Genomic DNA, 23,937 nt, shown 5'->3' on the forward strand with positions numbered 1-23,937 from the left:
GCGCGGGGCCTGCGAGGCTGGCCCGCGACCACGTCCCCGATCGCCCGCGGACGGCACGGCCGTCCACCGTTCGTCCACCCCTGATCGCGTGACGCTGATACTGCTAGGGTCACATCGTCCCATGCTGGCGGGAGGCCTTCATCCGGGAGTGGGAAGCCCCCTGCGCGCACGCCGGTCCGGGGCGCGATCAGCTGCGGCCCGCGACGCGTCCGGCCGGTCGGAGAGGGTCCCGTCGTGAGCATGGTGCCGGTCACCGGCGGACCCCTGACCGCGCTGCCGGGCACGGTCGGCGCGATGGGCGTGCTGCTGCTGCGCACGACCCGGGCGATCATCCGCACGCCGCTGGCCTTCGGGCCCGAGCTGGTCTCCCAGATCGCGTTCGCGATGCGGGTCGGCTGGATGCCGTTGGTGCTCGCCGCGGTGGCGATGTCGTACGGGCCCGCGGGGATCCAGGCCGCCGGCTTCCTCAACCTGGTCGGGGCGATCGACCGGATGGGCGGGCTCTTCTCGATCACCGTGATCCGCGAGTTCGCGCCGCTGGTCTGCGCGATCGTGATGGCCGGGGTGGCCGGCACGGCGATGTGCGCCGACCTCGGGGCGCGCAAGATCCGCGAGGAGCTGGACGCGCTCTCGGTGCTGGGCGTCGACCCGATCACCAACCTCGTCGTCCCGCGGTTCCTGGCGCTGGTGATCGTGACGATGGTCTTCAACGTCTTCGCGCTCGTCTTCGGCTCGCTCGCCGGGCTGCTGGTGGCGATCGTCAACGGCTCGTCGAGCGGCGTCTTCTTCCACGCCTACTTCGACAACGCGGCCACGCTCGAGGTGGCGGCGTCGTTCGTGAAGACGGCGATCTTCGGCGGGATCATCGCGATCGTCTGCTGCTACAAGGGGCTGACCGCCGAGGGCGGCGCGGCCGGCGTCGGGCGGGCGGTCAACGAGGCCGTGGTGCTGACCTTCCTGGCCGTCGGGCTGGTCGACTACGCCTTCACCCAGGCGCTGCTGGCGCTCAGCCCCGACCTCTCGGCGGTCCGCTGATGGCCAGCGCGCGCGACGGGCTGGAGCGGTTCGGCGAGATCCTGCACTTCGCCTGGCAGGTGATCGTGCGGGTCCTCAGCGGACGCGTGCTGGCCTTCGCCGGCGAGTCGGTCCGCCAGGCCGGGATCCTGATCTCCGGCTCGGTCGGGGTGGTCTTCCTGCTCGTCTTCGCGCTCGGGCTGCAGTGCGGGATCCAGGGCGCGTACGGCACCCAGTCGATCGGCGCGCCGTCGATCGCCGGCGCCTTCACCGCGGTCTGCAACCTGCGCGAGGTCACCCCCTACGCCTTCGGCTACATGATGGCCGCGAAGGTCGGCACCGGGATCGTCGCCGAGCTCGGCGCGATGCGGATCAGCGACGAGATCGACGCGCTCGAGGTGATGGGCTTCGACGCGATCACCTACCTCGGCGCGACCCGCCTGCTCGGGTACATGATCGTGCTGCCGTTCGTCTTCATCGTCGCGGTGGCGGTCGGCTTCGCCGGCTCGTACATCGCGGTCGTCTGGCAGTTCGGGCGGGTCTCCGCGGCGGCCTACCTGGAGATCTTCTGGGTCTTCCAGACCCCGCTCGACATGGTCTTCTCGCTGATCAAGGGGATGAGCATGTCGGCGTTCGTGATCCTCGTCGGCTGCTACTTCGGCTACAACGCGAGCGGAGGACCGGTCGGGGTCGGGACGGCGACCGCCCGCTCGATGGCGGTCAACATCGTCGGGATCCACGCGATCGGGCTGCTCTCGACGCAGCTCTTCTGGGGCAGCGACCCGCGATCGCCGGTGGGCGGATGAGGCTGCCCCCGCGGCTGGTCCTGCCGGCCTTCCTGGTCCTGGCCGCGCTCGCCGTGGTGGCGATCGTGCGCGGCGGCGAGAACGACTACCGGATCGCCTTCCGGGTCGCCGACGCCGGCCAGCTGATCCCCGGCAACGACGTCACCGTCGCCGGCCAGCGGGTCGGGGCGGTGACCGCCGTCGGTCTGGCCCCCGACCGGCGGGCGCGGATCGAGCTGCGGATCGACGACGACCGCTGGCGGCCGCTGCGGCGCGGCACCCGCGCGGCGATCACCCCCGGCGGCCTGGCCGGGCAGTCGAACCGGGTGGTGGCGCTGGAGCCGGGCCCGCGCGACGGCCCGCGGATCGCCGACGGCGGCGAGCTGGCCGCGGCCGACGTCCGCGGGATCGTCGACCTCGACCACGTCCTGACCGCGCTCGACGCCCGCACCCGCGGCCGGCTGGCGCGGCTGCTGCGGCGGGCCGACGCGAACCTGGCCGGGACCGGGCCTGACGGCGCCCGGACGCTCGACGCCGCCGGTCCGGCCGTGACCGCCGCCGGCGACCTGCTGTCCGACGTCGCGGCCGAGGAGCCGGCGATCGACCGGCTGCTGCGCAGCGCCGACGCCCTGACCGGCACGATCGCCGCCCACGAGCAGGACCTGCGCGTCGGGCTGCGCTCGACCCGGCGGGTGGTCGGGACGGTCGCCGAGCACCGGGCCGAGCTGACCCGGACCCTGGAGCGCTCGCCGGCGCTGGTCCGTGACGCGACCGCGACCCTCCGCCGCGCCCGCCCGACGCTGGTGCGGCTGCAGCCGACGATCGACGCGGCGGCGCCGCTGGTCGGGCCGCTGACGGTGCTCGCGCGCCGGCTCGACGCCTCGGGGCCGCGGCTGCTGGCGGCGCTCGCCGACGGCGCCGACCTGGTCGATCGCGCCGGCCCGCTGCTCGACCGGCTGCCGGGGCTGCTGCCGCAGATCGAGACCGGGCTCCGCGACGTCCGCTCGACGCTGCGGACGCTGGTGCCGGCGATGGACCAGATCCGGCCCTACGTCCCCGACGTGCTCGGCGGCTTCACGGCCGGGTTCGCGGGCACCGCCGGCGGCTACTACGACGCCAACGGCAACTACGGCCGCGCCAGCGTCAACCTCGGCGCCGGCCTCTTCGACGGGATCCTGCCCAACCTGCTGCCGAACCTGCTCGGCCAGAAGGGGATCCGGACCGGGCTCACCAACCGCTGCCCGGGATCGGCCGCCGCCCCGGCCGCCGACCGCTCGAACCCGTGGGTGCCGGCCGGCGTCCACTGCGACCGCGAGGACGACGAGCGGTGAGTCGCAAGGCGCTGCTCGCCCTGGTCGCGCTGGCCGCCGTCGCGGTCGCGGTGGTGCTGGTCGTCCGCAACGGCGAGGACCAGCCGCGGACCCGGATCGACGTCGTCTTCGACAGCGCCCGCGGGATCCAGGAGGGCTCGCTGGTGAAGGTCGCCGGGGCCCGCGTCGGCCGCGTCCGCCAGATCGCCCTGACGCCCGAGAACCGCGCGCGCGTGGAGCTGGAGCTGGAGCGCGACGTGGCCGATCTCCGGCAGGACGCCAGCTGCGCGATCCGGCCCGAGGGGCTGATCGCCGAGAGCTACGTCGGCTGCGAGCCGGGCGACCGCCGGCGGCCGCCGCTGCGGGGCCGCGACGGCCGGCCGCCGACGATCCCCGTCGCCCAGACCGGCCGCCCCGTCAACCTGGCCGACCTGCTCAACCTGTGGTCGCTGCCGACCGGCGAGCGGACGCGGGTCCTGATCAGCCAGCTGGGCCTGGGGCTGTCGGCCAAGGGCAAGGACCTGAACGAGATCCTCGGCCGCACCAACCCCGCCCTCCAGCAGGGCCGGCGGCTGCTGGCGATCGTCGACCGCCAGCGCGACCGGCTGCGGCGGACGGTCGAGCGGACCTCGCGGGTCGCCGCGCTGCTGGCCGAGCGGCGCGGCTCGATCCACCGGATGGCGGTCAGCGGCGGGGCGCTCGGGCGGCGGGTCGCCCGCCACCGCGGCGAGCTGGCCGAGGCGGTGCGGCGGCTGCCGGCGCTGCTCGACCAGGCCGATCCGGCGCTGGCCGAGCTCGACGGCCTCAGCGCCCAGGCCGGGCCGCTGCTCGACGCCGCCGACCGCTCGGCGCCGGGGATCGCGCGGCTCAGCCGGACCGTCGGCCCGGTCGTCCGCCAGGCCGATCGGACCCTCGGCCAGCTGCGGACGCCGCTGCGCCAGACCCGCCGCGCGGCCCGCGAGCTGGCGCCGCTGCTGCCGCGCGTGGCCCGCGACCTGACCGACTTCGGCCCGACCGTCGCCTCCAGCGACCGGACCCTCTCGTCGCTACGTGACGCCGGCTTCTTCGAGGGGCTGTGGGGCTTCCTCTACTACGCCGCCGCGGCGATGGCCCGCTACGACTCGACCAGCCACGTGATCGCGGGCAACATCCTGATCACCCGCTGCATGCTCTACGCGCAGACGCGCGACCCGGAGTGCTCGGGCTGGCTGCGCGACGACCCGGCCGCGCGCCCGGCCGCGCTCCGCTCGACCCCGCCGGCGACGATCGGGGGCCGGCGGTGAGCCGCCGCAGCCCGCACGACCTGCTCGACCGGCTGGAGCAGCGCCAGCGCTGGTTCGGGCTGGTGCTGGTGGCGATCGCGCTGGTCGTCTTCGCGATCTCGTGGGGCGCCAGCCGCGGCCTGCCGTGGCGCGACTACCAGCGGGTCTCGGTGCTGGTGCCGGACGCGGCCTCGCTGGTCAAGGGCGACGACGTCCGGATCGGCGGCGCGCGGGTCGGCCGGCTCGACCGGATCTCCGCCCACCCGCTGCCCGACGGCCGGATCGTCGCCCAGCTCGACCTCCAGCTCGACCCCGACCAGGACCCGCTGCCGGTCGACAGCACCGTCGCGGTCCGCCCGGTCAACGTCTTCGGCAACAAGTACGTCGACGTGATCCGCGGTCACGCCCGCGCGACGGTCGCCGGCGGCCACGAGCTGCCGCTGCGGCAGGCCCGGCGGGTGGTCGAGCTGACCGACGTCCTGGCCGACGCCGACGCGACCTTCGCCCGCCGCTTCCGCACGATCCTCGACGAGGCCGGGACCGCCTTCGCCGGCCGCAGCCGCGAGATCACCGAGGCGGTCGACGCGGCGCGGGTGCTGCTGCCGCGGTTCGAGCGCTTCGCGGCGCTGCTCGCCGACCCGGTCAACCGGCTCGAGCCGCTGCTGGCCCACCTCGACGACACGGTCGGGCTGCTCGACGGCCTGCGCCCGCTGCTGCCGCAGCTGATCGACGACACGACGACCGTGCTCGGGGCGCTGGAGGCCTCGGGCCCGGCGCTGGAGCGGACGATCGCCGCCGCGCCGGCGACCGAGACGGCGGCGACCTCGGCCCTGCGCACCGCCCGCCCGCTGCTGGCCGACCTGCGGGTGCTGGCCGAGCGGATGCGGCCGTCGGCGGCGCGGCTGCCGCGGACCGTCGCCGCCGCCGAGCGGCTGCTGTCCGAGACCCGCCGGACCCTGGCCCCGGCGACCGGGGTGGTGGCGACCGCCCAGGGCGGCGGCCGGATCCTGACCACCCTCGCCGGCCTGCGCCCGACGCTGGAGACGATCTTCGACGACGTCGAGCGGACCAACCAGCCGCTGCGGCAGACGATGGACGCGGTCGGCGACGCCCAGGTCCACTGCAACAGCGGCGGTCTGCTGGGCCGCAACCTGACCAGCGCCGTCTCCGCCGGCGACCGCGCCGGCAGCTGGCTGGGCGGGATCTTCCTGATCGACCCGCGGCAGCTGCTGCCGGCCGCCGAGCAGTCCGACGACCTCCACGTCGACCCCTACCCGCGGCAGGACGCGACCGCCTGCGTGGCCGGCAACCAGCGCTACGCGCCCGGCCGCCGGGTCGGTCCGGCCGCGGCCGACCGGACGGTGGTGCCGACCGCGCCGCCGCCCGGGGTGCTCGACCGCGCGCGGCGGGCGGGGCTGCTCGACCGCTTCGAGGGGACGGGCCGGTGAGCGCCGCCCGGCGACGGCGACCGGCCGGCGGCGACCGCCGTCCGCCGTACCTGGCGATCGGCCTGGTCGGGACCGTCGTGCTGCTGCTGGTCGCCGCGCTGATCGTCAGCGGCCAGGGGCTTCCGGGCAGCGGCGGACGCCAGCTGCGCGGGGTCTTCAACGGCACGATGGGCCTGCGGGTCGGCTCGCCGGTGCGGGTCGCCGGGGTCCAGATCGGCAAGGTCAGCGGGGTCGACGCCGGGCCCGGGGCGACCGCCCGGGTGACGATGGAGCTGCGCGACGACGCGCCGCCGCTGCGGGCCGGCACGCGGCTGCGGATCCGCCCGCGGGTGTTCCTGGAGGGCGGCTACATCGTCGAGGTCGAGCCGGGCCCGCCGGGCGCGGCGCCGCTGGCCGACGGGGCCACGATCCCCCGCCGCGACACCGCCCTGGCCGTCTCGCTGCCGTCGGTGGTCGGGCTGCTCGATCGCGACGCGCGCGCCCAGATCACCACCAGCGTGAGCGAGCTGGACGTGGCGCTCGGCCGCAGCGGCAGCGCGGCCCCGCTGCTGCGGGCGCTGCCGCCGACCCTGCGCGACGCGACCCGGCTGGCGGTCGCCGCCCGCGGCACCCGCCCGGGCGAGCTGCGTGAGCTGCTGCGCAACGCCGACCGCGCGACCGCCGCCCTCGCCGCCCACCGCGACGGCCTCGGCCAGACGCTGGCCGGGGTCCGGCGGGTGACGGGGATCGTCGCCGACGAGGACGCCGCCACCCGCGCCGTCCTGCGCGAGATCCCGCGGATCGCCGAGCGGGCGCCCGGCGCGCTGCGGGCGATCCGCCGGGCGCTGCCGGTGGTCGACGGGCTGGTCGCCGACCTGCGGCCGGCGCTCGAGGTCGCCCCGCCCGCGCTCACCGCCGCCGACCGCACGCTGCGCCAGGCCGACCGGCTCTCGCGCCCGGCCGAGCTGCCGGCGCTGGCCCGCGCCGCGCGGCCGCTGCTGGACGAGTTGCCGGACGTGCTCGACCTCGGCAGCGCGACCCTCGCCCAGGCGACCCCGCTGGTCCGCTGCCTGCGCGACAAGATCCTGGTCGGCTTCGACCAGCGGGTCCCGGACGGCGAGCTGTCGACCGGCACCACGGTGCTCCAGGAGCTGCTGTCGCTGGCGGTCAACCTGGCCAGCGCCGGCCAGGGCTTCGACGCCAACGGGGCGAACGTGCGGCTGGCCGCGGTCCTCGGCCCGAAGATCTTCGCCGCCGACGCCACCACCGGCCTCGGCCCGCTGACCGCCACCACCGGCGACGAGATCGACGGCGCGCGACCGGCCTGGTACGGCACCAACGGGCTGCCGCCGTTCCGTCCCGACCTGGCCTGCGTCGACCAGCCGCTGCCGCCGCTGCGCTCGGCGACCGTCCGCGCCGGCACCACCCGCCCCGCGCCGGCCGGCGGCGCCGCGGGCACCCCGGCCGGCCCGGCCGACCGGGCGACGCTGCGGCGGGCCGTCCGCGCGCTCGACGCGCTGCTCGGCGAGCCGGAGGGGCGGCGCTGATGCTGCGGCGGCTGTGGCGCCAGCAGGGACGGTGGCTGGCGGTGATCATCGCCTTCGTCGCGCTGGCGGTGGTGGTCGGTGGCTACGTGGTCAGCCAGCAGCGGCTGCGGCTGCCGTTCCAGGACCGCTACCGGATCGACGTCGCCTTCACCACGGTCCAGTCGCTGACCCCGAACACCGGTCAGCCGGTGGCGGTGGCCGGGGTCCAGGTCGGCGAGGTCACCGGCGTCCGCCTGCGCGACGGGCGTCCGATCGTGTCGCTCTCGATCGACCCCCGCAAGCTGCCGCGGGTCCACGCCAACGCGCGCGCCGAGCTGGTGCCGCTGACGCCGCTGAAGAACATGCAGGTCGACCTCGACCCCGGCGACCGCTCGGCGCCGGTGCTGCGGTCGGGGGCGACGATCGACCCCTCGCAGACCTCGACCACGATCGACGTCGACCAGATCCTGGCCGCGCTCGACGCCGACTCGCGGCTCTACCTGGAGCAGCTGCTGGCGACCGCCGGCGACGGCCTCGACGGCCGCGGGCGGGAGCTCGGCGACGCGCTGGCGCAGCTCGGCCCGACCGCCCGGCAGGGCCGCCGGATCACCGCCGCGCTGGCCGACCGCGACCGCCTGATCCGGCAGCTGGTCCACGACCTGACGCTGGTCGCCGACGCGACCGGCGACGACGGCGAGCGGGTCGGCCAGCTGCTCGACGACCTCGGCGGGACGCTCGGCAGCCTCGGCCAGCAGGACGCGGCCCTGCGGCGCTCGCTGCGGCGGCTGCCGAGCACCCTGCGGCACGCGTCGAGCACCGTCGACCGCACCAGCGACCTGATCCGGACCGCCACCCGCACCGCCCGCACCCTGCGTCCGGCGATCCGGCGGCTGCCGGCCACCACCCGCGACGTCCGGCGGGTGCTGCGGACGGCCGAGCCGTTCCTCCGCGACGACGTCCGGCCGCTGGTCCGCCAGATCACGCCGACGATCCGCAGCGCGGTCCCGGTGCTGCGCCAGATCGAGGCGATCGCCCCGCCGGCGCGGCGGATCATGGCCGCGCTGGCCTACGGCTTCAACGAGCTGGTCGCCGATCCGGGCGACGGCCGCAAGGGCTACCTGTACTGGGGCTCGTGGTTCTTCCACAACGCCAACTCGATGCTCTCGACCGCCGACGCGGCCGGGTCGGCGTGGCGGCTGCTGCCGCTGGTCAACTGCTCGGCGCTGACCGCCGACCCGATCCTGGGCGCGGTGCTGAAGCCGCTGCTCGGCGGCCTGCTGGGAGCCTGCTCGTGAGCGTCGATCGGAGCCGCCCGTGCTGACCCGGATGCCCCAGCGGTCGGTGATCGTGGCGGTGATCCTGGTCGTCGCCACGGCCGCGGTCGCCGCGATCGCGCTCTGGGTCCGGGTCGACGGCGTCGTGCCCTTCCAGCCGAAGGCCTACACCGCGTCGGTCCGCTTCCCCGACGGCACCGGCCTGGTGCGCAACGCCGACGTCCGGATCTCGGGGGTCAAGGTCGGCCGCGTGGTGCGGGTGACCCCGGTCGGCACCGCCACCGACGCGCGGCTGGAGATCGAGCCGCGGTTCGCGCCGCTGCCGCGCGACACCCGCGCGCTGCTGCGCAGCAAGTCGCTGCTCGGCGAGCGGTTCGTGGCGCTCTCGCCGGGCACCGCGGGCGGGCCGACGATCGCCGAGGGCGGCCGGCTCGACCCCTCGCTGGTCGACGTCACGCCGACCGTCGGCGACGTCCTCGACGCGCTCGACCCGCCCACCCGGAAGGCGATCCGGCGGCTCTCGCGGACCCTCCAGGTGACCCTCCGCGGCCGCGGGACCGAGCTCAACCAGCTGCTCGGCCAGGTCGGCCCGACCACCCGCGACCTGGAGCGGACGACGGCGATCGTCGACCGCCAGCAGCCGCTGGTGGCGCGGCTGCTGCGGCAGAGCGACACGGTCCTGGCCGCCGTCGCCGAGAGCGGCGGGAGCCTCGACGGGATCGTCCGCGACGCGCGCGGGATCGTCGCCGACGCGGCCCGCCGGACGACGCCGCTGCGGCAGACGGTCGACGGCCTGCCGGCGCTGCTCGACGAGACCCGGCGGACGCTGGCCGTCGCCCAGCGGCTCAGCCGCCGCGCCGCCCCGACCGTCCGCCGGCTGCGCGACGCGGCGCCGGTGCTGCCGGGCGCGCTCGACGCCGCCAACCGGCTGGTGCCGGCGATGGCCGACCTGCTGCACGACGCGCGCCCGCGGCTGCGGCAGGCGAAGGCGGTCCTGCCCCGCACCGAGGCGGTCGTCGGCGAGCTGCCGACGCTGCTGCCGGCGGCCCGCGGCGCGACCCGCCAGATGCCCGGCTTCTTCGGGATCCTGGCCGCCTACCGCGAGCAGCTGGTGGCGTGGGCGGCGAAGCTCGGGGCGATGACCCAGACCACGATCCGCGGCGCCGACGGCCGCCGTCAGCACATCATCCGGCTCGCGGGCCTGGCCACCAACAGCTCCTTCTACGGCCTCAGCGAGCGCCAGCCGAGCTTCCGCGCCACGCCCTACCCGGCGCCGGGCGCGCTGCGGATGCTGAGCGGCGGCAACCTGCCGGCCTTCGACTGCCGCGACGCGGACAAGCCGCCGTCGTTCCTGGCCCTCGGCCCGGCGCCGCCGTGCGTGCCGCAGCCGCCGTGGCGCTTCGACGGCGTCGACCGCTCCTACCCGCACGTCGAGGCCCGACCGTGAGCACCGCGACCCCGACCCCGACCCCGATCCCGATCCCGACCGAGTTCCGCTACTGGGACCGCCGCGACGACCGCCGCGTGCAGCTGGCGCGGCGCGCCTGGCGGACCCTCTGGCGGTTCGACCCGCAGCCCTCCGAGGAGCTGGTGCGGGCCTTCGCCGCCGACTACTACGCGGCCGATCCGGTCGCCGAGGCGTTCGTCGACGAGGTCTACCTCCAGCGCGGCGCGGCCGAGGGCCGGCGGCTGCTCGACCAGGCGATCGAGCACGGGATCGAGTCGCTGCCCGACGCGCCGGCCTCGATGGTGGCGCTGTTCGAGGAGTTCGAGCGCGACCCGGCGTGGCTCGACCGCGAGCAGGTCGAGCTGGGCGCCCGGGTCTTCCGCCGCTGGGGCACGGCGGTCTTCAGCTTCGCCACCACCAGCACGCTGGAGATGTACTCCGAGTCCTCGATCACGATGCCGCTCTCGCTCGCCGGCGGCTACGCGGGCGACACCGCTCACAAGCGCCAGCTGGAGACGACCCGCTTCTGGATCGACGTCTCCGAGCCGGGCGGGCTCGACCGCCGGACCGGCGACGTCGCCCCCGACTCGCCGATCGGCCGTGGCCGCGCGACGGCGATGCGGGTGCGGGTGATGCACGTCTTCATCCGCCGGCGGCTGGTCCGCCACCCGGAGTGGGACTCCGAGGCCTGGGGCGTGCCGATCTCGATCAGCGACGCGACGCTGACCCTGATGGGGGGCAGCACGGTGCCGGGGCTGGCGCTCTGGAGCCTGGGCCACCAGACGACGATCCGCGAGATCGAGGCCACGCTCCACTACTGGCGCTACATCGGCCACCTGCTCGGGGTCCAGCCGGCCTGGTACCCGGAGACGTTCGAGGACAGCGTCCGGCTGATGTTCGCCGCCTTCGTCAAGCGCGCCTACGCCGCCGGCCGCCACGGCGAGGAGCTGGTCGAGTCCTACCTGCCCGCCTTCCGCCCGACGCCCGGCAGCCCCTGGCGCAAGCGGCTGCGGGACGAGCTGAACTACCGGGTCCAGATCGGCTACACCCGCTTCTGGTCGTTGCCGGGCACCTACCGCCGCCACCGGATGCCGTTCCCGTGGCCGTGGGCGATCCACCCGCTGCTCCAGTTCCCGGTCAACATGACGCTGGAGACCGGCCGGCGGCTGCTGCCGGGGCTCGACGACGTCGCCGACCGCGTCCAGCGCTGGCGACGCGAGCGCTGGTACCGCAACGAGACCGGCGGCCGGGCGGCGGAGTTCCAGCCGGTCGAGGAGTTCCGCCGCTGAGCCGCGGTCAGGCGGCGGCCCGGGCGCGGCGGGCGGCGGTGATGGCCAGGAACTCGAAGGCGATCCCGGCCGCGGTCAGGGCGGTGGTCTGGCCGGGACCGTCGTAGGGCGGCGAGACCTCGACCAGGTCGAAGCCGACGAACGGCACGTCGACCAGCGAGCGGACGAAGGCCAGCGCCTCGTGCGGCAGCACCCCGGCGATTTCGGGCGTGCCGGTGCCGGGCGCGAAGGCCGGGTCGAGCACGTCGATGTCGAAGCTGAGGAACGCCGGGCCGTCGCCGACCCGCTCGCGGACCAGCGCCCCGTACTGCTCCGGGGTCAGCGCCCGCAGCTCGTCGGTGGTCAGGATCCGGAAGCCCCAGTCGCGCGGCTCGTCGAGGTCGGAGGCGGCGTAGAGCGGGCCGCGCATCCCGGCCAGCAGCGACCGCGACGGGTCGATCAGGCCCTCCTCGAGCGCGCGCTTGAAGGGCGTGCCGTGGAAGTAGCGCTCGCCGTAGTACTGCTCCCAGGTGTCGGCGTGGGCGTCGAGCAGCACCACCGCCAGCGGCCCGTGGACCGCGGCGTGGGCGCGCAGCTCGCCGAGCACGATCGAGTGGTCGCCCCCGAGCACGATCGGCGTCGTCCCGGCGGCGAGCACCGGCGCCAGGCCCTCGGCGATCTGGGCCGCCGTCCGCTCGGCGTTGCCGGGGGTGACGTGCAGGTCGCCGCCGTCGATCACCGACAGCGTGGCGAAGACGTCGACCGCCAGCTGCGGGTGCCACGGCCGCAGCAGCTGGCTCTGGTCGCGGATCGCCGCCGGGCCGAAGCGGGGGCCGGGGCGGTAGCTGGTGGCGGTGTCGAACGGCACCCCGAGCAGCGCCACGTCGGCCTCCGCCCACTCGCGCAGGTGCGGGCAGCGGGCGAAGGTCCGGACCCCGGTGTAGCGGGGGGCGAGCGAGGCGTCGGGGGGACCGTGATGGGGCATGGCCGGCGAAGTCTCGCCGATCGCGGCCCGTCCGTCGCGGCTCAGATCTGGGCGATCGCGCCCGACGCCAGCAGCGCGTCGATCTCGTCGCCGTCGAAGCCGGCGTCGAGCAGCGTCGCGCGGGTGTCGGTGCCGGGGATCGCCGCCGCGTGGGGGCGGGTCGGCGGGGCGCCGTCGAAGCGCGGCGCCGGCGCGGGATGGGTCTGGCCGCCGACGTCGACGAAGGCGCCGCGGGCGACGTTGTGCGGGTGGCTCGGGGCCTCGCTCAGCTCCAGCACCGGCGCGTAGCAGGCGTCGCTGCCCTCGAACAGCGCGTCCAGCTCGTCGCGGGTGCGCTCGGCGACGACGGCCGCCAGCTTCTGCTTCAGCTCCGGCCAGCGGGCCTGGTCGAACTGGCTGCTACGGAGGTCGTCGTCCAGCTCCAGCACGTCGCACATCAGCGCGTAGAACTGCGGCTCGACCGGCCCCAGGCTGACCCAGCGGTCGTCCTTGGTCCGGAAGACGTCGTAGAAGTGGGCCCCGGTGTCGAGCATGTTGGTGCCGCGCTCGGGGTTCTGGAGGCCCGCGTTGTGGAGCCCGTGGAACATCGCCATCAGCGCCGAGGCGCCGTCGACCATCGCCGCATCGACCACCTGGCCGCGGCCGCTGACGCGCGCCTGCACGATCCCGCAGACCAGGCCGTAGGCCAGCAGCATCCCGCCGCCGCCGAAGTCACCGACCAGGTTCAGCGGCGGGATCGGGCCCTCGCCGCGGCGGCCGATCGCGTGCAGGGCGCCGGTCAGGGCGATGTAGTTGATGTCGTGGCCGGCCCGCGGGGCCAGCGGCCCGTCCTGGCCCCAGCCGGTCATCCGGCCGTAGACGAGCGCCGGGTTGCGCGCCTGGCACTGCTCGGGCCCGACGCCCAGCCGCTCGGCGACGCCCGGCCGGTAGCCCTCGAAGATCGCGTCGGCGCCCTCGCACAGCCGCAGCACGGTCTCGATCCCCTCGGGGCTCTTCAGGTCGACGGCGATCGAGCGGCGGCTGCGGTAGAGCACGTCGTGCGGGGGCGCGATCGCGAACGGGTTGCCGCCCGGACGGTCGATCCGGATCACCTCGGCGCCCATGTCGGCGAGCATCATCCCGGCGAACGGTCCGGGGCCGATCCCGGCCAGCTCGAGGATCCGCACGCCGGCCAGCGGCGCGGTCGCGGTGGGGGCGGTGTCGGGCGTGCTCACGGTCGCACCATCATACAGACCGTCTGGTCTGTACATACGCCCTGACCGGACGTGACGTTCCGGTCGCCGGACGACCGAAACGTCACACCGGCGCGTCGTCGTCGATGCCGGCCAGCGCCCGCGCCAGGCCGCGCTTCTCGTCCAGCCGCGCCCCGCGCAGGATCTGGATCCGCTGGCCCTGCGGCGATCCGGCCCCGTGCAGCGACTCGGTCAGGTAGCCGACGGCGTTGCGGCCGAGGGTCAGGTTCTCGATCAACCGCAGGATCCGCATCCGGTCCTCGGTCGAGACGTCCTCGCGCCCGGCCAGCATCCGCTCCAGCAGCGGACCGACCTCCTCGGAGCGGAAGTCGGCCTCGGACGGCATCGTCACCACGATCCCGCCGGCCAGGTCCTGGGCCAGCCGCGCGATCTCGTAGGGGAAGCGGGTGACGTTGTGCTTGCAGACGTTGGCCAGCATCTCGTCGTTCATCCAGATGCCCGAATCGAGCTGCGTCGCGCGCGCGGCCGAGGCGATCGAGGAGCTGTAGATCGTCTCGTTCAGGTGCACCATCTCGACCAGCTTGTCGCGCACGTGGGCCGCGGCGGCGACGCCGTTCTGGTCGGCGATCTCGGCCGCGGCGCCGGTCATCACGTCGCCGAGGCCGGTCTTGCAGACGTAGCTCGCCCGGTGGTAGGCGGTGAAGCGGCTGACCAGCGTCTGGGCGACCTCGGTCTCGCCGTCCAGCAGCACGTGCTCCCAGGGCACGAAGACGTCGTCGAAGTGGACCAGCACCTCCTGGCCGCCGAAGCAGGCGTTGCCCTGGTCGATCGTGCCCGGCTCCATCGCGCGGGTGTCCGACGCCTGGCGGCCGTAGACGTAGGTCAGGCCCTCGGCGTCGCCCGGCACCAGCGCCACCACCGCGTAGTCGCGGTCGGCCTCGCGCAGGTTCATCGTCGGCAGCACGCAGATCCAGTGCTGGTTCCAGCCGCCGGTCATGTGGGCCTTGGCCCCGCGCAGGTAGAGCCCGCGCTCGTCGCGGCCGGAGACGTGCAGGAACAGGTCGGGGTCGGCCTGCTGGTGGGGCGGCTTCGAGCGGTCGCCCTTCGGGTCGGTCATCCCGGCCGCGATCAGCACGTTCTTCCTCTGTGCCTCGCGCAGGAACTCCAGGTAGCGCTGGTGGTACGCGGTGCCGTGCGCGCGGTCGACGTCGAAGGTCACCGAGTGCAGCACGCTGATCGTGTCGAGCCCGGTGCAGCGCTGGAAGCAGGTGCCGGTCAGCTGCCCCAGCCGCCGCTGCATCTGGTGCTTGGCGATCAGGTCGTCGGGCGACTCGACCACGTGCAGGAAGCGGTTGACCGGGGCGTCGATCAGCGGCGAGTGGGCGGTGGCCAGCTCGGGCTCGGCGATCGCCAGGTCGTAGGTCGCCTTCAGCGCGTTGATCGAGGGCCGGATGATCGGGTGGTCGGCCGGCTCCGCGACCGGCTCGCCGAAGAGGAACAGCCGGGTCCCGCGGCCGCGGATCGACGCCAGGTAGTCCTCGCCGGTGACGATCGTCGGGATCCGCGCCCACCGCTCGGCGGCCGACTCCCGGCGCCGGGCGGCCCCGCCCGGCGCGGTGGCGACGTCCCCGCCGCGCTGCTCGATCAGCTGCTCGCTGGGCTCCATGCTCGGTACAACGTAGTCCCGATTGTCTCGCAGGGCAACCGCGACGGGGCGGGCGCCGCGCGGCGCCCGCCGGCTCAGGCCGCCGGCTCGAGCAGCTCGGGGCCGAGCGCGTCGACCAGCATCAACGCGCTCTCCAGCTCCACGCGGCGGTCCATCATCGTCTCGCCGACCAGCGAGGTGATCCGGCGGATCCGCATGTAGACCGTGTTGTGGTGCATGTTCAGCGCGCCGGCGGCGTGCTTGTAGCTGGCGCCGTGGACGAAGAACGCCCGCAGCGTGTGGCGCAGCTCGGCCGCCGACGGCTCGTCGATCGCCAGCGGGCCCAGGCGGCCGCTGACGAAGCGCCGCGCGCGGTCCAGGTCGCTGGCCAGCAGCGAGACCAGCTCGACCGCCGAGTAGGCCGTCACCGAGCCGCCGCTGGGGGCGAAGCGGGCCGCCTCGCGCGCCTCCTCGTGGCTGACGCGGAAGCCCTCGATCCCGCGCGCGGGACGGCCGACCGCGGTCCGCACGCCGTTGTGGGAGCGGGCGTCGCCGATCCGCTCGACCAGCTCGCGCGGGCCGATCGACGGCAGCGCGCACCAGGCCCAGACCGTCGTCGGGCCGCCGGCCACGATCAGCGGACCGGCGCAGCCGATCCGGCTGGCCGCGGTCAGCGCCTGGCGCTCCAGCAGCTTGGTGGTCGTGACGTCCGGATCGACCGCGTCGACGACGATCCCGACGTGGTGGGCGTCGAGGTCGTAGCCCAGGCGGGCGCTGGCCTCGCGCTGGTTGTGGACCGTGCCCTCGAGGATCGCGTAGGCCGTCTCCGCCCGCACCGCCGAGGCCGAGCGGGTCCACTGCTCGAACTCCTCGCGGTAGGTGGCGGCGACCGCCGTCGAGCCGTGGTCGATGTAGTCGAAGAGGAACCGCGAGACCGTGTCGAGGGTCGGGAAGAGCCGCTCGGGGTCGTCGTAGAGGTTCTCGCGCAGCGCCCGGCTGGTGGTGTCCCAGACGAAGGCGTGGCCGACGCGGTACTTGCGCAGCACCGTCTCCAGCGGGACCTTGCGGCGGGCGAAGCCGCGGACCAGGTCGATCGCGGGCTCCGGCATCACCATCCCGTCGGCGCCGGTCCCGCTCTGCAGCAGGCGCGAGACCTCCTCCAGGTGGGACGAGCAGCAGGTCTGCATCTCGACCGGCGCCGAGCGTTCGCGGATCTCGGGGATCTCGCGCCGCATCAGGTCGGACATCGCGGTCCCCAGCTGCTCGATCCGCTCCGCCAGGTCGGAGGCGACGCTGCGCGCCACCTCGGCCCCGGAGCCGACCATCAGCGCGGTGCCACCGGCGCCGTCGGGGGATCCTGCTGCCGTCAACGCGCGGTCTTCCCGCGCACGCGTCTGCTGCCTTCCGGCCATCACTCCTCCTCCCTCCTGGTGCGATTGAACCACATTCGGCGACCGTCGTTCGACACGGTGTCAGACAGCCCACCCAGTCCGGGGGTCCCAAGAACGTACGCCGTGTGCCGGCCTCAGAGCCCGAATCGGTGTGCGGTGGCCACAGATGGCGGGGACGGTTCTGTCGCCCGGGCCTGCCCGTCCGGCGCCGCCGATCGGGCAACGTGAGAGCGACGAGACGTCCGCCCGACGGACGTCCACCGCCCCAGGGAGCAGCGCATGTCCACCGTCACGGAAGGGCCCTCCGAGGCCGCCGTCCCCGACGCCTTCGACGCCGACCTCGCCGCCCTGCGCGCCGCCGCCGGCCGCTGGGCGCGGCTGCCGCTGGCCGACAAGCGGCGGATGCTGAGCGGGCTCCACGACGCGGTCGCCGAGCAGGCCGAGGAGTGGGTGCGGCTGACCTGCCAGGGCAAGGGCCTGGACCGCGACGCGCCGCTGGCCGGCGAGGAGTGGATCTCCGGCCCGTGGGTCCAGCTCGGCTTCACCGCCGCGCTCGGCCGCAGCCTCGACGCGCTGCTGGACGACCGCTCGCCGCTCGACGCGGTCGGCGTCGGGCTGGCCCCGGGCGGGCGGCTGTCGGTGCCGGTGCTGCCCTTCGACGTCTTCGACCGGCTGCTGCTCTCCGGCTTCAAGGCCGAGGTCTGGCTGCAGCCGGGGATCACCCTCGACGAGGCCCGCCGCCAGGCCGCCTCGCGACTCAAGCAGCCCGACGACGGCGGCGTCGCGCTGGTCCTCGGCGCGGGCAACATCTCGTCGATCGCGCCGCTCGACACGCTCCACAAGCTCTACACGGACAACCGCGTGGTGCTGCTGAAGCTGAACCCGGTCAACGCCTACCTGCTGCCGGTGCTGGAGCGGGTCTTCCACGAGTTCATCGCCGCCGACTTCGTCCGGATCGTGGCCGGCGACGGGGCGGTCGGCGCGCGGCTGGTCCACGACCCGCAGGTCGACGAGATCCACGTCACCGGCTCGGCGGCGACCCACGACGCGATCGTCTTCGGCGGCGGCGAGGAGGGCGCGCGGCGGAAGGCCGCCGGCGAGCCGCAGATCGCCAAGGAGGTCACCAGCGAGCTGGGCGGCGTCTCGCCCGTGATCGTGGTGCCGGGACGCTGGAAGGCCGCCGACCTGAAGTTCCAGGCCGAGCACGTCGCCACCCAGCGGCTCCACAACGGCGGCTACAACTGCATCGCCGCCCAGGTCGTGATCCTGCCCGCGGGCTGGGAGCAGGGGCCGGCGTTCCTCGAGCACCTGCGCGAGGCGATCGCCCGCGCCCCCGCCCGTCCGGCCTACTACCCGGGCAGCGACGCGCGGGTCGAGCGGGCGATCGAGGTCCACGGCGACGCCCACGTCTGGAGCGACGCGCCCGGCCGCTCGCTGGTCCAGGTCGACGCGCAGGCCTTCGACGACGCCTTCTGCACCGAGTACTTCGCGCCGGTGCTGGCCGTCACCGAGCTGCCGGCGCCGGGTCCGCAGGAGTTCCTCGACGCGGCGGTCGCGTTCGCCAACGAGCGGCTGGTCGGGACGCTGGGGGCGAACCTGATCGTCGACCCGCGGACCAAGCGCCAGCTGGGCGCCGGGCTGCGGGCGGCGGTCGCCGACCTGCGCTACGGGACGGTCGCGATCAACTGCTGGACCGGCGTCGGCTACATGACGCCGCGGGCCCCGTGGGGCGCCTTCCCCGGCCACAGCGCCGAGGACATCCAGAGCGGCGTCGGCGTGGTCCACAACGCGCTGCTGCTGGAGGGCACGGAGCGGACGATCGTCGAGGGCCCGTTCCGGCCGGCGCCGCGGGCGCTGCTCGGCGGCGAGCTGACGATGTCGCCGAAGCCGCCGTGGTTCGTCACCAACCGCACGGCCCACCGCACCGCCCGGCGGCTGACCGCGTTCGCCGCCCGTCCGCGCTGGTCGCGGCTGCCGGGGATCTTCGCCTCGGCGCTGCGGGGGTAGTCGAGCGGCGCCCGGCGAGCGGCAACGCGCCAGAATCGCGGCGGGGCGATGAGTCCCCGCCGCGGCCCGGGTCTTGTGCGGCGAACCCGAGACCACCCCCTCCGGAGGAGCCCCACACCATGTCCCAGTCCCGCCTGCTGTTCGTGAACCTGCCCGTCGCCGACGTCCAGGCCAGCCGTGCCTTCTTCGCCCAGCTCGACTTCGGCTTCAACGACAAGTTCGGCGACGACGCGACCGCCTGCATGGTCGTCAGCGACCAGGCCTACGTGATGCTGCTGCAGCGCGACAAGTTCGCCGAGTTCACCGTCAAGCCGGTCGCCGACGCCGGCCAGGCGACCGCGCTGACCGTCTGCGTCTCGGCCGACAGCCGCGAGGGCGTCGATCAGCTGGCCGACGCCGCCCTGGCCGCCGGGGCCGGCGAGGCGAAGGACCCCCAGGACTACGGCTTCATGTACGGCCGCAGCTTCCACGACCTCGACGGCCACCTGTGGGAGGTCATGTGGATGGACCCCCGCGCCGCCGAGCAGGGCCCCGAGGAGTTCGCCGCCAACCAGGCCGGCTGAGCCTCAGCCCGCCGTCACGCCCGTCGCCGCCCGGCGGCGGGCCAGCAGGCTGAGCATCTCGTAGGCCGCCGTCGCCGCCACCAGCGCCGTCGGCTGGCCCGGCCCGTCGTAGGGCGCGGCCACCTCGACCACGTCGAAGCCGCGGAAGTCGATCCCGGTCAGCGACCGCAGCAGCCGCAGCACCTCGTGGCTGGTCGGGCCGCCGACCTCCGGCGTCCCGGTCCCCGGCGCGAACGCCGGATCGACCACGTCGACGTCGAAGGTCAGGAAGGTCGGCCCGTCGCCGACCCGCTCGCGGGCGATCTGGCCGAACTGCTCCGGCGACAGCTGCGCCAGCTCGTCCCACGGCAGCACCTGCAGGCCCAGCTGCGCCGGCAGGTCGGCGTCCTCGGGCCCGTAGAGCGACCCGCGCATCCCCGCCTGGAGCGTGCGCGCGGGGTCGATCAGGCCCTCCTCGAGCGCCCGCCGGAAGACCGTGCCGTGGTTGTAGGGCAGGCCGAAGTACTCGTCCCAGAGGTCGCCGTGCGCGTCCAGGTGGACCAGCCCCAGCGGGCCGTGGATCCGGTGCAGCGCCCGCAGCTCGGCGAGCGTCACCGAGTGGTCGCCGCCGAGCCCGACCGGGATCGTGCCGCCGGCGGCGAGGTCGTGGACGAAGGCCTCGATCCGGCTCAGGGTCTGCTCGATGTAGCCCGGCACCGTCGGGGCGTCGCCGGCGTCGGCCACGCTCAGCGCGCCGAACACCTGGACCCCCTGGCCGGGGTTGTAGGGCCGCAGCAGCGCCGACGCGCTGCGGATCGCCTCGGGCCCGCTGCGGGCACCGGCGCGGAAGGTCGCCGCCCCGTCCCACGGCATCCCGAAGACGGCCACGTCGGCGTCGCGCACGCCCGGCACGTGGGGCAGGCGGGCGAAGGTGCGGGGGCCGGTGAAGCGGGGTGCGGACAGGGCGTCGGTCGGCTCGTACATCGAAGACCTCGAAGGGGCGGGGACGACGCCACGCTAGCCTCGGCAGCGACGCGCGGACAATTGGGAGGACGTCCAATGCCACTGCCCTCAGTTGGTGATCTCGTTTCCGAGCCGGAGCTGCCCCTGCGCCAGATCGCGGGCACCGCGGCGCGCTCGCGGCCGGTCCGCAGCGTCCACGTCACCGACCTCACCCAACCCGGCCGCTACCTGCTGCCCGGCGAGCTGGTGCTGACCAACGGCCTCTGGGCCGGGAAGGTCGACGTGCGCGCCTGGGTCGACGAGGTCGCGCGGGCCGGCGCGGCGGCGGTCGGGTTCGGGCTCGGCACCCCGCACCAGCAGCTGCCCGACGGTCTCCACGCCGCCTGCGACGCCCACGGCCTGCCGCTGCTGGAGGTGCCCGAGTCGCTCTCCTTCGCCCGGATCCAGTCGGTCGTGGCCGAGCGGCTGGCCCGCGACGAGCAGGCGATCCTCCGCCGCCACCTGGACCGCACCCGCGAGCTGCTGCTGCGGCTGGCCGAGGGCGGCGGCCACGACGGGCTCGTCTCGCTGCTCCAGCGCGAGACCGGCCACGCGGCGGCGCTGGTCGGCCCGGGCGGGCGGCTGCTGGCCCACGCCGGGCTGCGGCCGACCCGCGAGCAGGCGCTGGCCGCGGTCCGGGCGGCGCGGTCCGGCGAGCTGCCGGCGGCGGTCGACCGCGGCCTGACCGCGTTCGGCGCGCCCGGCGACGCCTACCCCGCCTCGACGCTGCTGGTCGACGTGCCGCTGGAGCGGGTCAGCGACGAGACCCGCGTGGTCGCCGGCCAGGTCGTCACCCACGCCGCGCTCGAGGAGGCCCGCGCCCGCGCCGGCCGCGAGGCCCGCGGGGCGCTGGCCCGCGAGCTGCTGGGCCTGGTCCGCAGCGGCGACCTCAGCGACGCCGGGCTGGCGGTGCGGCTGCGGGGGCTGGAGCTGGACCCGGGCCGGGCGCTGGCGGTGGTGGCGTCGACCAACGCGCCGATGGCCGTCGCCTACGCGGCCGAGGCGGCCGGGATGCCCTACGCGATCACCCAGCGCGACGGGGTGGTGCTGGTGCTGCTGGCCCCGGGCCGCGCCGACGACCCGGTCGGGGCGCTGGCGGCGACGATCGAGGAAGGGGGAGAGGTGGCCGTGCTCGGCGGCGGGCGCGCCGGCCGCGGGGCCGAGCGGCTGCGACGGTCGCTGCGCGAGGCGCTGGCCGCGCTGGCCCTGGCCCGGGTCCGCCCGGTCGGCGAGCGGGTCGTCCGCCACCTCGACGTCGGCTCGCACCTGCTGCTGCTCGACCTGGTCGAGCCCGACGTGCTGCAGGCGTTCCGCGACACGGTCCTCGGCCCGGTCGAGCGGTGGGACGCCGAGCACGACAGCGAGCTGGTCGCGACGCTGCGGGCGTTCCTGGAGAACGGCGGCCGCTGGCGGGCGACGGCGGCGCTGCTCCACGTCCACCACAACACCCTCCGCCACCGGCTGGCGCGGGTCGAGCAGCTGACCGGCCGCGAGCTCGACGCGACCGCCGACCGGGTCGACCTGCACCTGGCGCTGGCGGTGGAGCCGTCGCGATGAGTCGGCAACGTTCTCCCAACCGATCGGGTCAACGTTGGATGGTCGTCCACTATCGAGGGCGGACGATCCGCTCCTAGATTCGCGTCGGAACCGTCCGGGAGAACGAGGAAGCCGTGTCAGGGACAGCCCAACCGCCGCAGGTGCTCAAGCGGGAGTTCACGCTCTGGTCCGCGTTCGCGATGGCGTTCGCGTTCATCTCGCCGATCGTCGCGCTCTACGCGATCTTCGGCTTCACCGTCCAGGCCGGCGGCCCCGCCTCGTGGTGGGGCTTCCTGTTCGTGACCCTCGGCCAGGGGCTGCTGGCCCTGGTCTTCGCCCAGCTGGTCTCGCGGTGGCCGTTCGAGGGCAGCATCTACCAGTGGTCGCGGCGGCTGGTCGGCGAGCGCTACGGCTGGTACGCCGGCTGGGCCTACATGTGGACGCTGGCGATCGCGATGGCCGCCGTCGCCTACGGGGCCGCCGGCTTCCTGCCGGTCGTGCTCGGGATCGACCCCTTCTCGACCGGCGTCCACTTCCTGGTCGCGCTGGCGATCGTCGCCTGCGCCACGCTCCTCAACACCGCCGGCCGCCGCGGGCTGAAGATCTTCGTCGCGCTCAGCATCGGCGCCGAGGTGATCGGCAGCGTCGGCGTCGGCCTGGTGCTGCTGTTCTTCCACGGCGCCCACCCGGTCAGCGAGATCTTCCACACCGCCGGGGCCGGCGACGGCGCGGGCGGCTACCTCTGGAGCGGGATGCTCGCCGGGATGGCGTTCATCGGCTGGGCGTTCGTCGGCTTCGAGAGCGCCGGCGCGATCGCCGAGGAGGTCCACGAGCCGCGCAAGGCGCTGCCGAAGGCGATCATCTTGGCGCTGGTGATCATCGCCGCGGTGGTGATGTTCTCCGCCCTCGGCCTGATCCTGGCGATCCCCGACTACGGCCCGGTGCTCAGCGGCCAGGTCGCCGATCCGGTCGCCGACACGATCACCCAGGCGCTCGGCGCGGGCGTCACCCGGCCGCTCTTCATCCTCTTCGTGATCGGCTTCTTCGCCAGCCTGCTGGCGCTCCAGGCCTCGGCCTCGCGGATGGTCTACGCCTTCGCCCGCGAGGGCACCCTGCCGGCCTCGCGGACGCTGGCGCGGCTGTCGCACGGCGACGCGCTGCCGATCCCGGCGATCGTGCTGGCCGGCGTCGTCGCGGGCCTGGTGCTGGCCACGACGCTGGTCAACGAGGTCTACTCGACGCTCGTGAACTTCACCAGCGGCGGCTTCTTCATCGCCTTCTGCTTCCCGACCCTGGCGCTGCTGGTGTCCCAGCTGCGCGGACGCTGGCAGCCCGGCGGCTTCACGCTCGGCCGCTGGAGCCTGCCGCTGACGGCGATCGCCTCGCTGTGGGCGGTCTTCGAGCTGGTCAACATCGCCTGGCCGCGCGCCACCGACCTGCCCTGGTACCAGCAGTGGGCGGTGCTGCTGATGACCGCGATCGTGGCCGTGCTCGGGGTGATCGTGCAGCTGACCCGCCGCCGCCACGTGGCCGCGGCCGGCGTCCGCCGCCAGGCCCACGAGCGCGAGCACGGGGACGACGAGGCCCCCGCCCCGCTGACCCCGGCGAGGTCGATCGCGTGACCGGCGGCGCGCGCCGCGTCGCCCTGGTGACGGGGGCGGCGAGCGGGATCGGGGCGGCGATCGCCGCCCGCCTGGCCCGCGGCGGGTTCACCGTCGCCGGGCTCGACCGGGCGGTCGCCGCCGACGTCGCGCTGGCCGTCCAGGCCGACGTGACCGACCGGGCCGCGGTCGAGGCCGCCGTCGCCCGGGTGGTGGCGGAGCTGGGCCCGATCGAGGTCCTGGTGACCGCCGCCGGCAGCTACGAGGTCGCCCCGATCGACGAGATCGACGGCGCCCGCTTCGCCCGGATGCTGCGGATCCACCTCGGCGGCACGATGCACGCCTGCGCCGCGGTCGTCCCCGCGATGCGCGCCGCCGGCCGCGGCTGCATCGTCACGATCTCGTCCGAGCTGGCGCTGGCCGGCGGCGACCGCGAGGTCCACTACGCGGCGGCCAAGGGCGCGATCGTCGGCCTCAGCCGCAGCCTCGGGGCCGAGCTGGCCCCGCACGGGATCCGCGTCACCAGCGTCGCGCCCGGGCCGACCGACACGCCGCTGCTGGCCGCCGACTCGCCGTGGCGCGCGCCGGAGTACCTGGCGACGCTGCCGCTCGGGCGGCTGGTGCGGCCCGAGGAGATCGCCGAGACGGTCGGCTTCCTGGTCGAGGAGGGCACGTTCTTCACCGGCACGGTCGTCTCCCCGAACGCGGGGGCGGTGATCTGA

The 23,937-nt window shown here is 75.2% G+C and carries 19 protein-coding genes; 14 read left to right on the forward strand and 5 right to left on the reverse strand.

The features are described 5' to 3' along the window. The first annotated feature begins 240 nt into the window (after nt 1–240). The 9 genes from SH587_RS04360 to SH587_RS04400 are packed head-to-tail and all read left to right on the forward strand — an operon-like array spanning nt 241 to nt 11,334. A complete protein-coding gene (locus tag SH587_RS04360; protein WP_320669564.1) occupies nt 241–1,035 on the forward strand; it encodes an MlaE family ABC transporter permease in 795 nt (264 codons plus the stop codon). Then, nucleotides 1,035–1,820: an MlaE family ABC transporter permease gene (locus SH587_RS04365; RefSeq protein WP_320669350.1), complete on the forward strand. Its 786-nt coding sequence runs from the start codon at nt 1,035–1,037 to the stop codon at nt 1,818–1,820. Before SH587_RS04360 ends, SH587_RS04365 begins: the two co-directional genes overlap by 1 nt. Next, nucleotides 1,817–3,130 (forward strand): MlaD family protein, encoded by a 1,314-nt coding sequence (locus SH587_RS04370; protein WP_320669351.1) that lies wholly within the window; start codon nt 1,817–1,819, stop codon nt 3,128–3,130. Before SH587_RS04365 ends, SH587_RS04370 begins: the two co-directional genes overlap by 4 nt. Further along, nucleotides 3,127–4,392 carry an MlaD family protein gene (locus SH587_RS04375; RefSeq protein WP_320669352.1) on the forward strand — a complete coding sequence of 422 codons (1,266 nt, stop codon included), beginning with the start codon at nt 3,127–3,129 and terminating at the stop codon, nt 4,390–4,392. The genes SH587_RS04370 and SH587_RS04375 overlap by 4 nt, the downstream gene beginning before the upstream one ends. Then, the gene (locus tag SH587_RS04380; RefSeq protein ID WP_320669353.1) at nt 4,389–5,819 is read left to right on the forward strand and encodes an MlaD family protein; all 1,431 of its coding nucleotides are present in this window, start codon (nt 4,389–4,391) and stop codon (nt 5,817–5,819) included. Before SH587_RS04375 ends, SH587_RS04380 begins: the two co-directional genes overlap by 4 nt. Next, the gene (locus tag SH587_RS04385; protein WP_320669354.1) at nt 5,816–7,345 is read left to right on the forward strand and encodes an MlaD family protein; all 1,530 of its coding nucleotides are present in this window, start codon (nt 5,816–5,818) and stop codon (nt 7,343–7,345) included. The genes SH587_RS04380 and SH587_RS04385 overlap by 4 nt, the downstream gene beginning before the upstream one ends. Continuing rightward, complete coding sequence (locus SH587_RS04390) at nt 7,345–8,619, forward strand: MlaD family protein (RefSeq protein ID WP_320669355.1); 1,275 nt, start codon at nt 7,345–7,347, stop codon at nt 8,617–8,619. Before SH587_RS04385 ends, SH587_RS04390 begins: the two co-directional genes overlap by 1 nt. 31 nt (nt 8,620–8,650) lie before the next feature. Next, nucleotides 8,651–10,045, forward strand: coding sequence for an MlaD family protein (locus SH587_RS04395; protein ID WP_320669356.1), 1,395 nt, complete (start codon nt 8,651–8,653; stop codon nt 10,043–10,045). Continuing rightward, complete coding sequence (locus tag SH587_RS04400; protein ID WP_320669357.1) at nt 10,042–11,334, forward strand: oxygenase MpaB family protein; 1,293 nt, start codon at nt 10,042–10,044, stop codon at nt 11,332–11,334. Before SH587_RS04395 ends, SH587_RS04400 begins: the two co-directional genes overlap by 4 nt. 7 nt (nt 11,335–11,341) lie before the next feature. Here SH587_RS04400 and speB (SH587_RS04405) read toward each other — a convergent pair whose 3' ends face one another. The 4 genes from speB (SH587_RS04405) to SH587_RS04420 all read right to left on the reverse strand — a co-directional run bounded on the left by speB (SH587_RS04405) (nt 11,342) and on the right by SH587_RS04420 (nt 16,548). Continuing rightward, the gene (gene speB / locus SH587_RS04405) at nt 11,342–12,298 is read right to left on the reverse strand and encodes an agmatinase (protein WP_320669358.1); all 957 of its coding nucleotides are present in this window, start codon (nt 12,296–12,298) and stop codon (nt 11,342–11,344) included. Nucleotides 12,299–12,339: 41 nt separating this feature from the next. Continuing rightward, the gene (locus SH587_RS04410; RefSeq protein WP_320669359.1) at nt 12,340–13,512 is read right to left on the reverse strand and encodes a CaiB/BaiF CoA transferase family protein; all 1,173 of its coding nucleotides are present in this window, start codon (nt 13,510–13,512) and stop codon (nt 12,340–12,342) included. Between the two features lie 82 nt (nt 13,513–13,594). Beyond that, a complete protein-coding gene (locus SH587_RS04415) occupies nt 13,595–15,157 on the reverse strand; it encodes a 4-hydroxyphenylacetate 3-hydroxylase family protein (protein ID WP_320669360.1) in 1,563 nt (520 codons plus the stop codon). 74 nt (nt 15,158–15,231) lie between these two features. Beyond that, nucleotides 15,232–16,548, reverse strand: coding sequence for a PucR family transcriptional regulator (locus tag SH587_RS04420; RefSeq protein ID WP_320669361.1), 1,317 nt, complete (start codon nt 16,546–16,548; stop codon nt 15,232–15,234). Nucleotides 16,549–16,806: 258 nt separating this feature from the next. On the opposite strand from SH587_RS04420, the gene SH587_RS04425 reads away from it, so the two are divergent. Further along, a complete protein-coding gene (locus SH587_RS04425) occupies nt 16,807–18,534 on the forward strand; it encodes an aldehyde dehydrogenase family protein (protein WP_320669362.1) in 1,728 nt (575 codons plus the stop codon). Nucleotides 18,535–18,653: 119 nt separating this feature from the next. Next, nucleotides 18,654–19,097 carry a VOC family protein gene (locus SH587_RS04430; protein ID WP_320669363.1) on the forward strand — a complete coding sequence of 148 codons (444 nt, stop codon included), beginning with the start codon at nt 18,654–18,656 and terminating at the stop codon, nt 19,095–19,097. 3 nt (nt 19,098–19,100) lie between these two features. Here the strand turns inward: SH587_RS04430 and speB (SH587_RS04435) are convergent, their stop codons facing one another. After that, the gene (gene speB / locus SH587_RS04435; protein ID WP_320669364.1) at nt 19,101–20,060 is read right to left on the reverse strand and encodes an agmatinase; all 960 of its coding nucleotides are present in this window, start codon (nt 20,058–20,060) and stop codon (nt 19,101–19,103) included. Nucleotides 20,061–20,135: 75 nt separating this feature from the next. Here speB (SH587_RS04435) and SH587_RS04440 point away from each other — a divergent pair, with 75 nt between their 5' ends. The 3 genes from SH587_RS04440 to SH587_RS04450 all read left to right on the forward strand — a co-directional run bounded on the left by SH587_RS04440 (nt 20,136) and on the right by SH587_RS04450 (nt 23,937). Further along, nucleotides 20,136–21,635 carry a helix-turn-helix domain-containing protein gene (locus SH587_RS04440; RefSeq protein ID WP_320669365.1) on the forward strand — a complete coding sequence of 500 codons (1,500 nt, stop codon included), beginning with the start codon at nt 20,136–20,138 and terminating at the stop codon, nt 21,633–21,635. A 113-nt stretch (nt 21,636–21,748) separates the two neighbouring features. Then, entirely contained in the window at nt 21,749–23,236 is a 1,488-nt protein-coding gene (locus SH587_RS04445) for an APC family permease (protein ID WP_320669366.1), read from the forward strand. After that, complete coding sequence (locus tag SH587_RS04450; RefSeq protein ID WP_320669367.1) at nt 23,233–23,937, forward strand: SDR family NAD(P)-dependent oxidoreductase; 705 nt, start codon at nt 23,233–23,235, stop codon at nt 23,935–23,937. Before SH587_RS04445 ends, SH587_RS04450 begins: the two co-directional genes overlap by 4 nt.

Source organism: Patulibacter defluvii, from assembly GCF_034096925.1.
GTDB lineage: Bacteria > Actinomycetota > Thermoleophilia > Solirubrobacterales > Solirubrobacteraceae > Patulibacter > Patulibacter defluvii.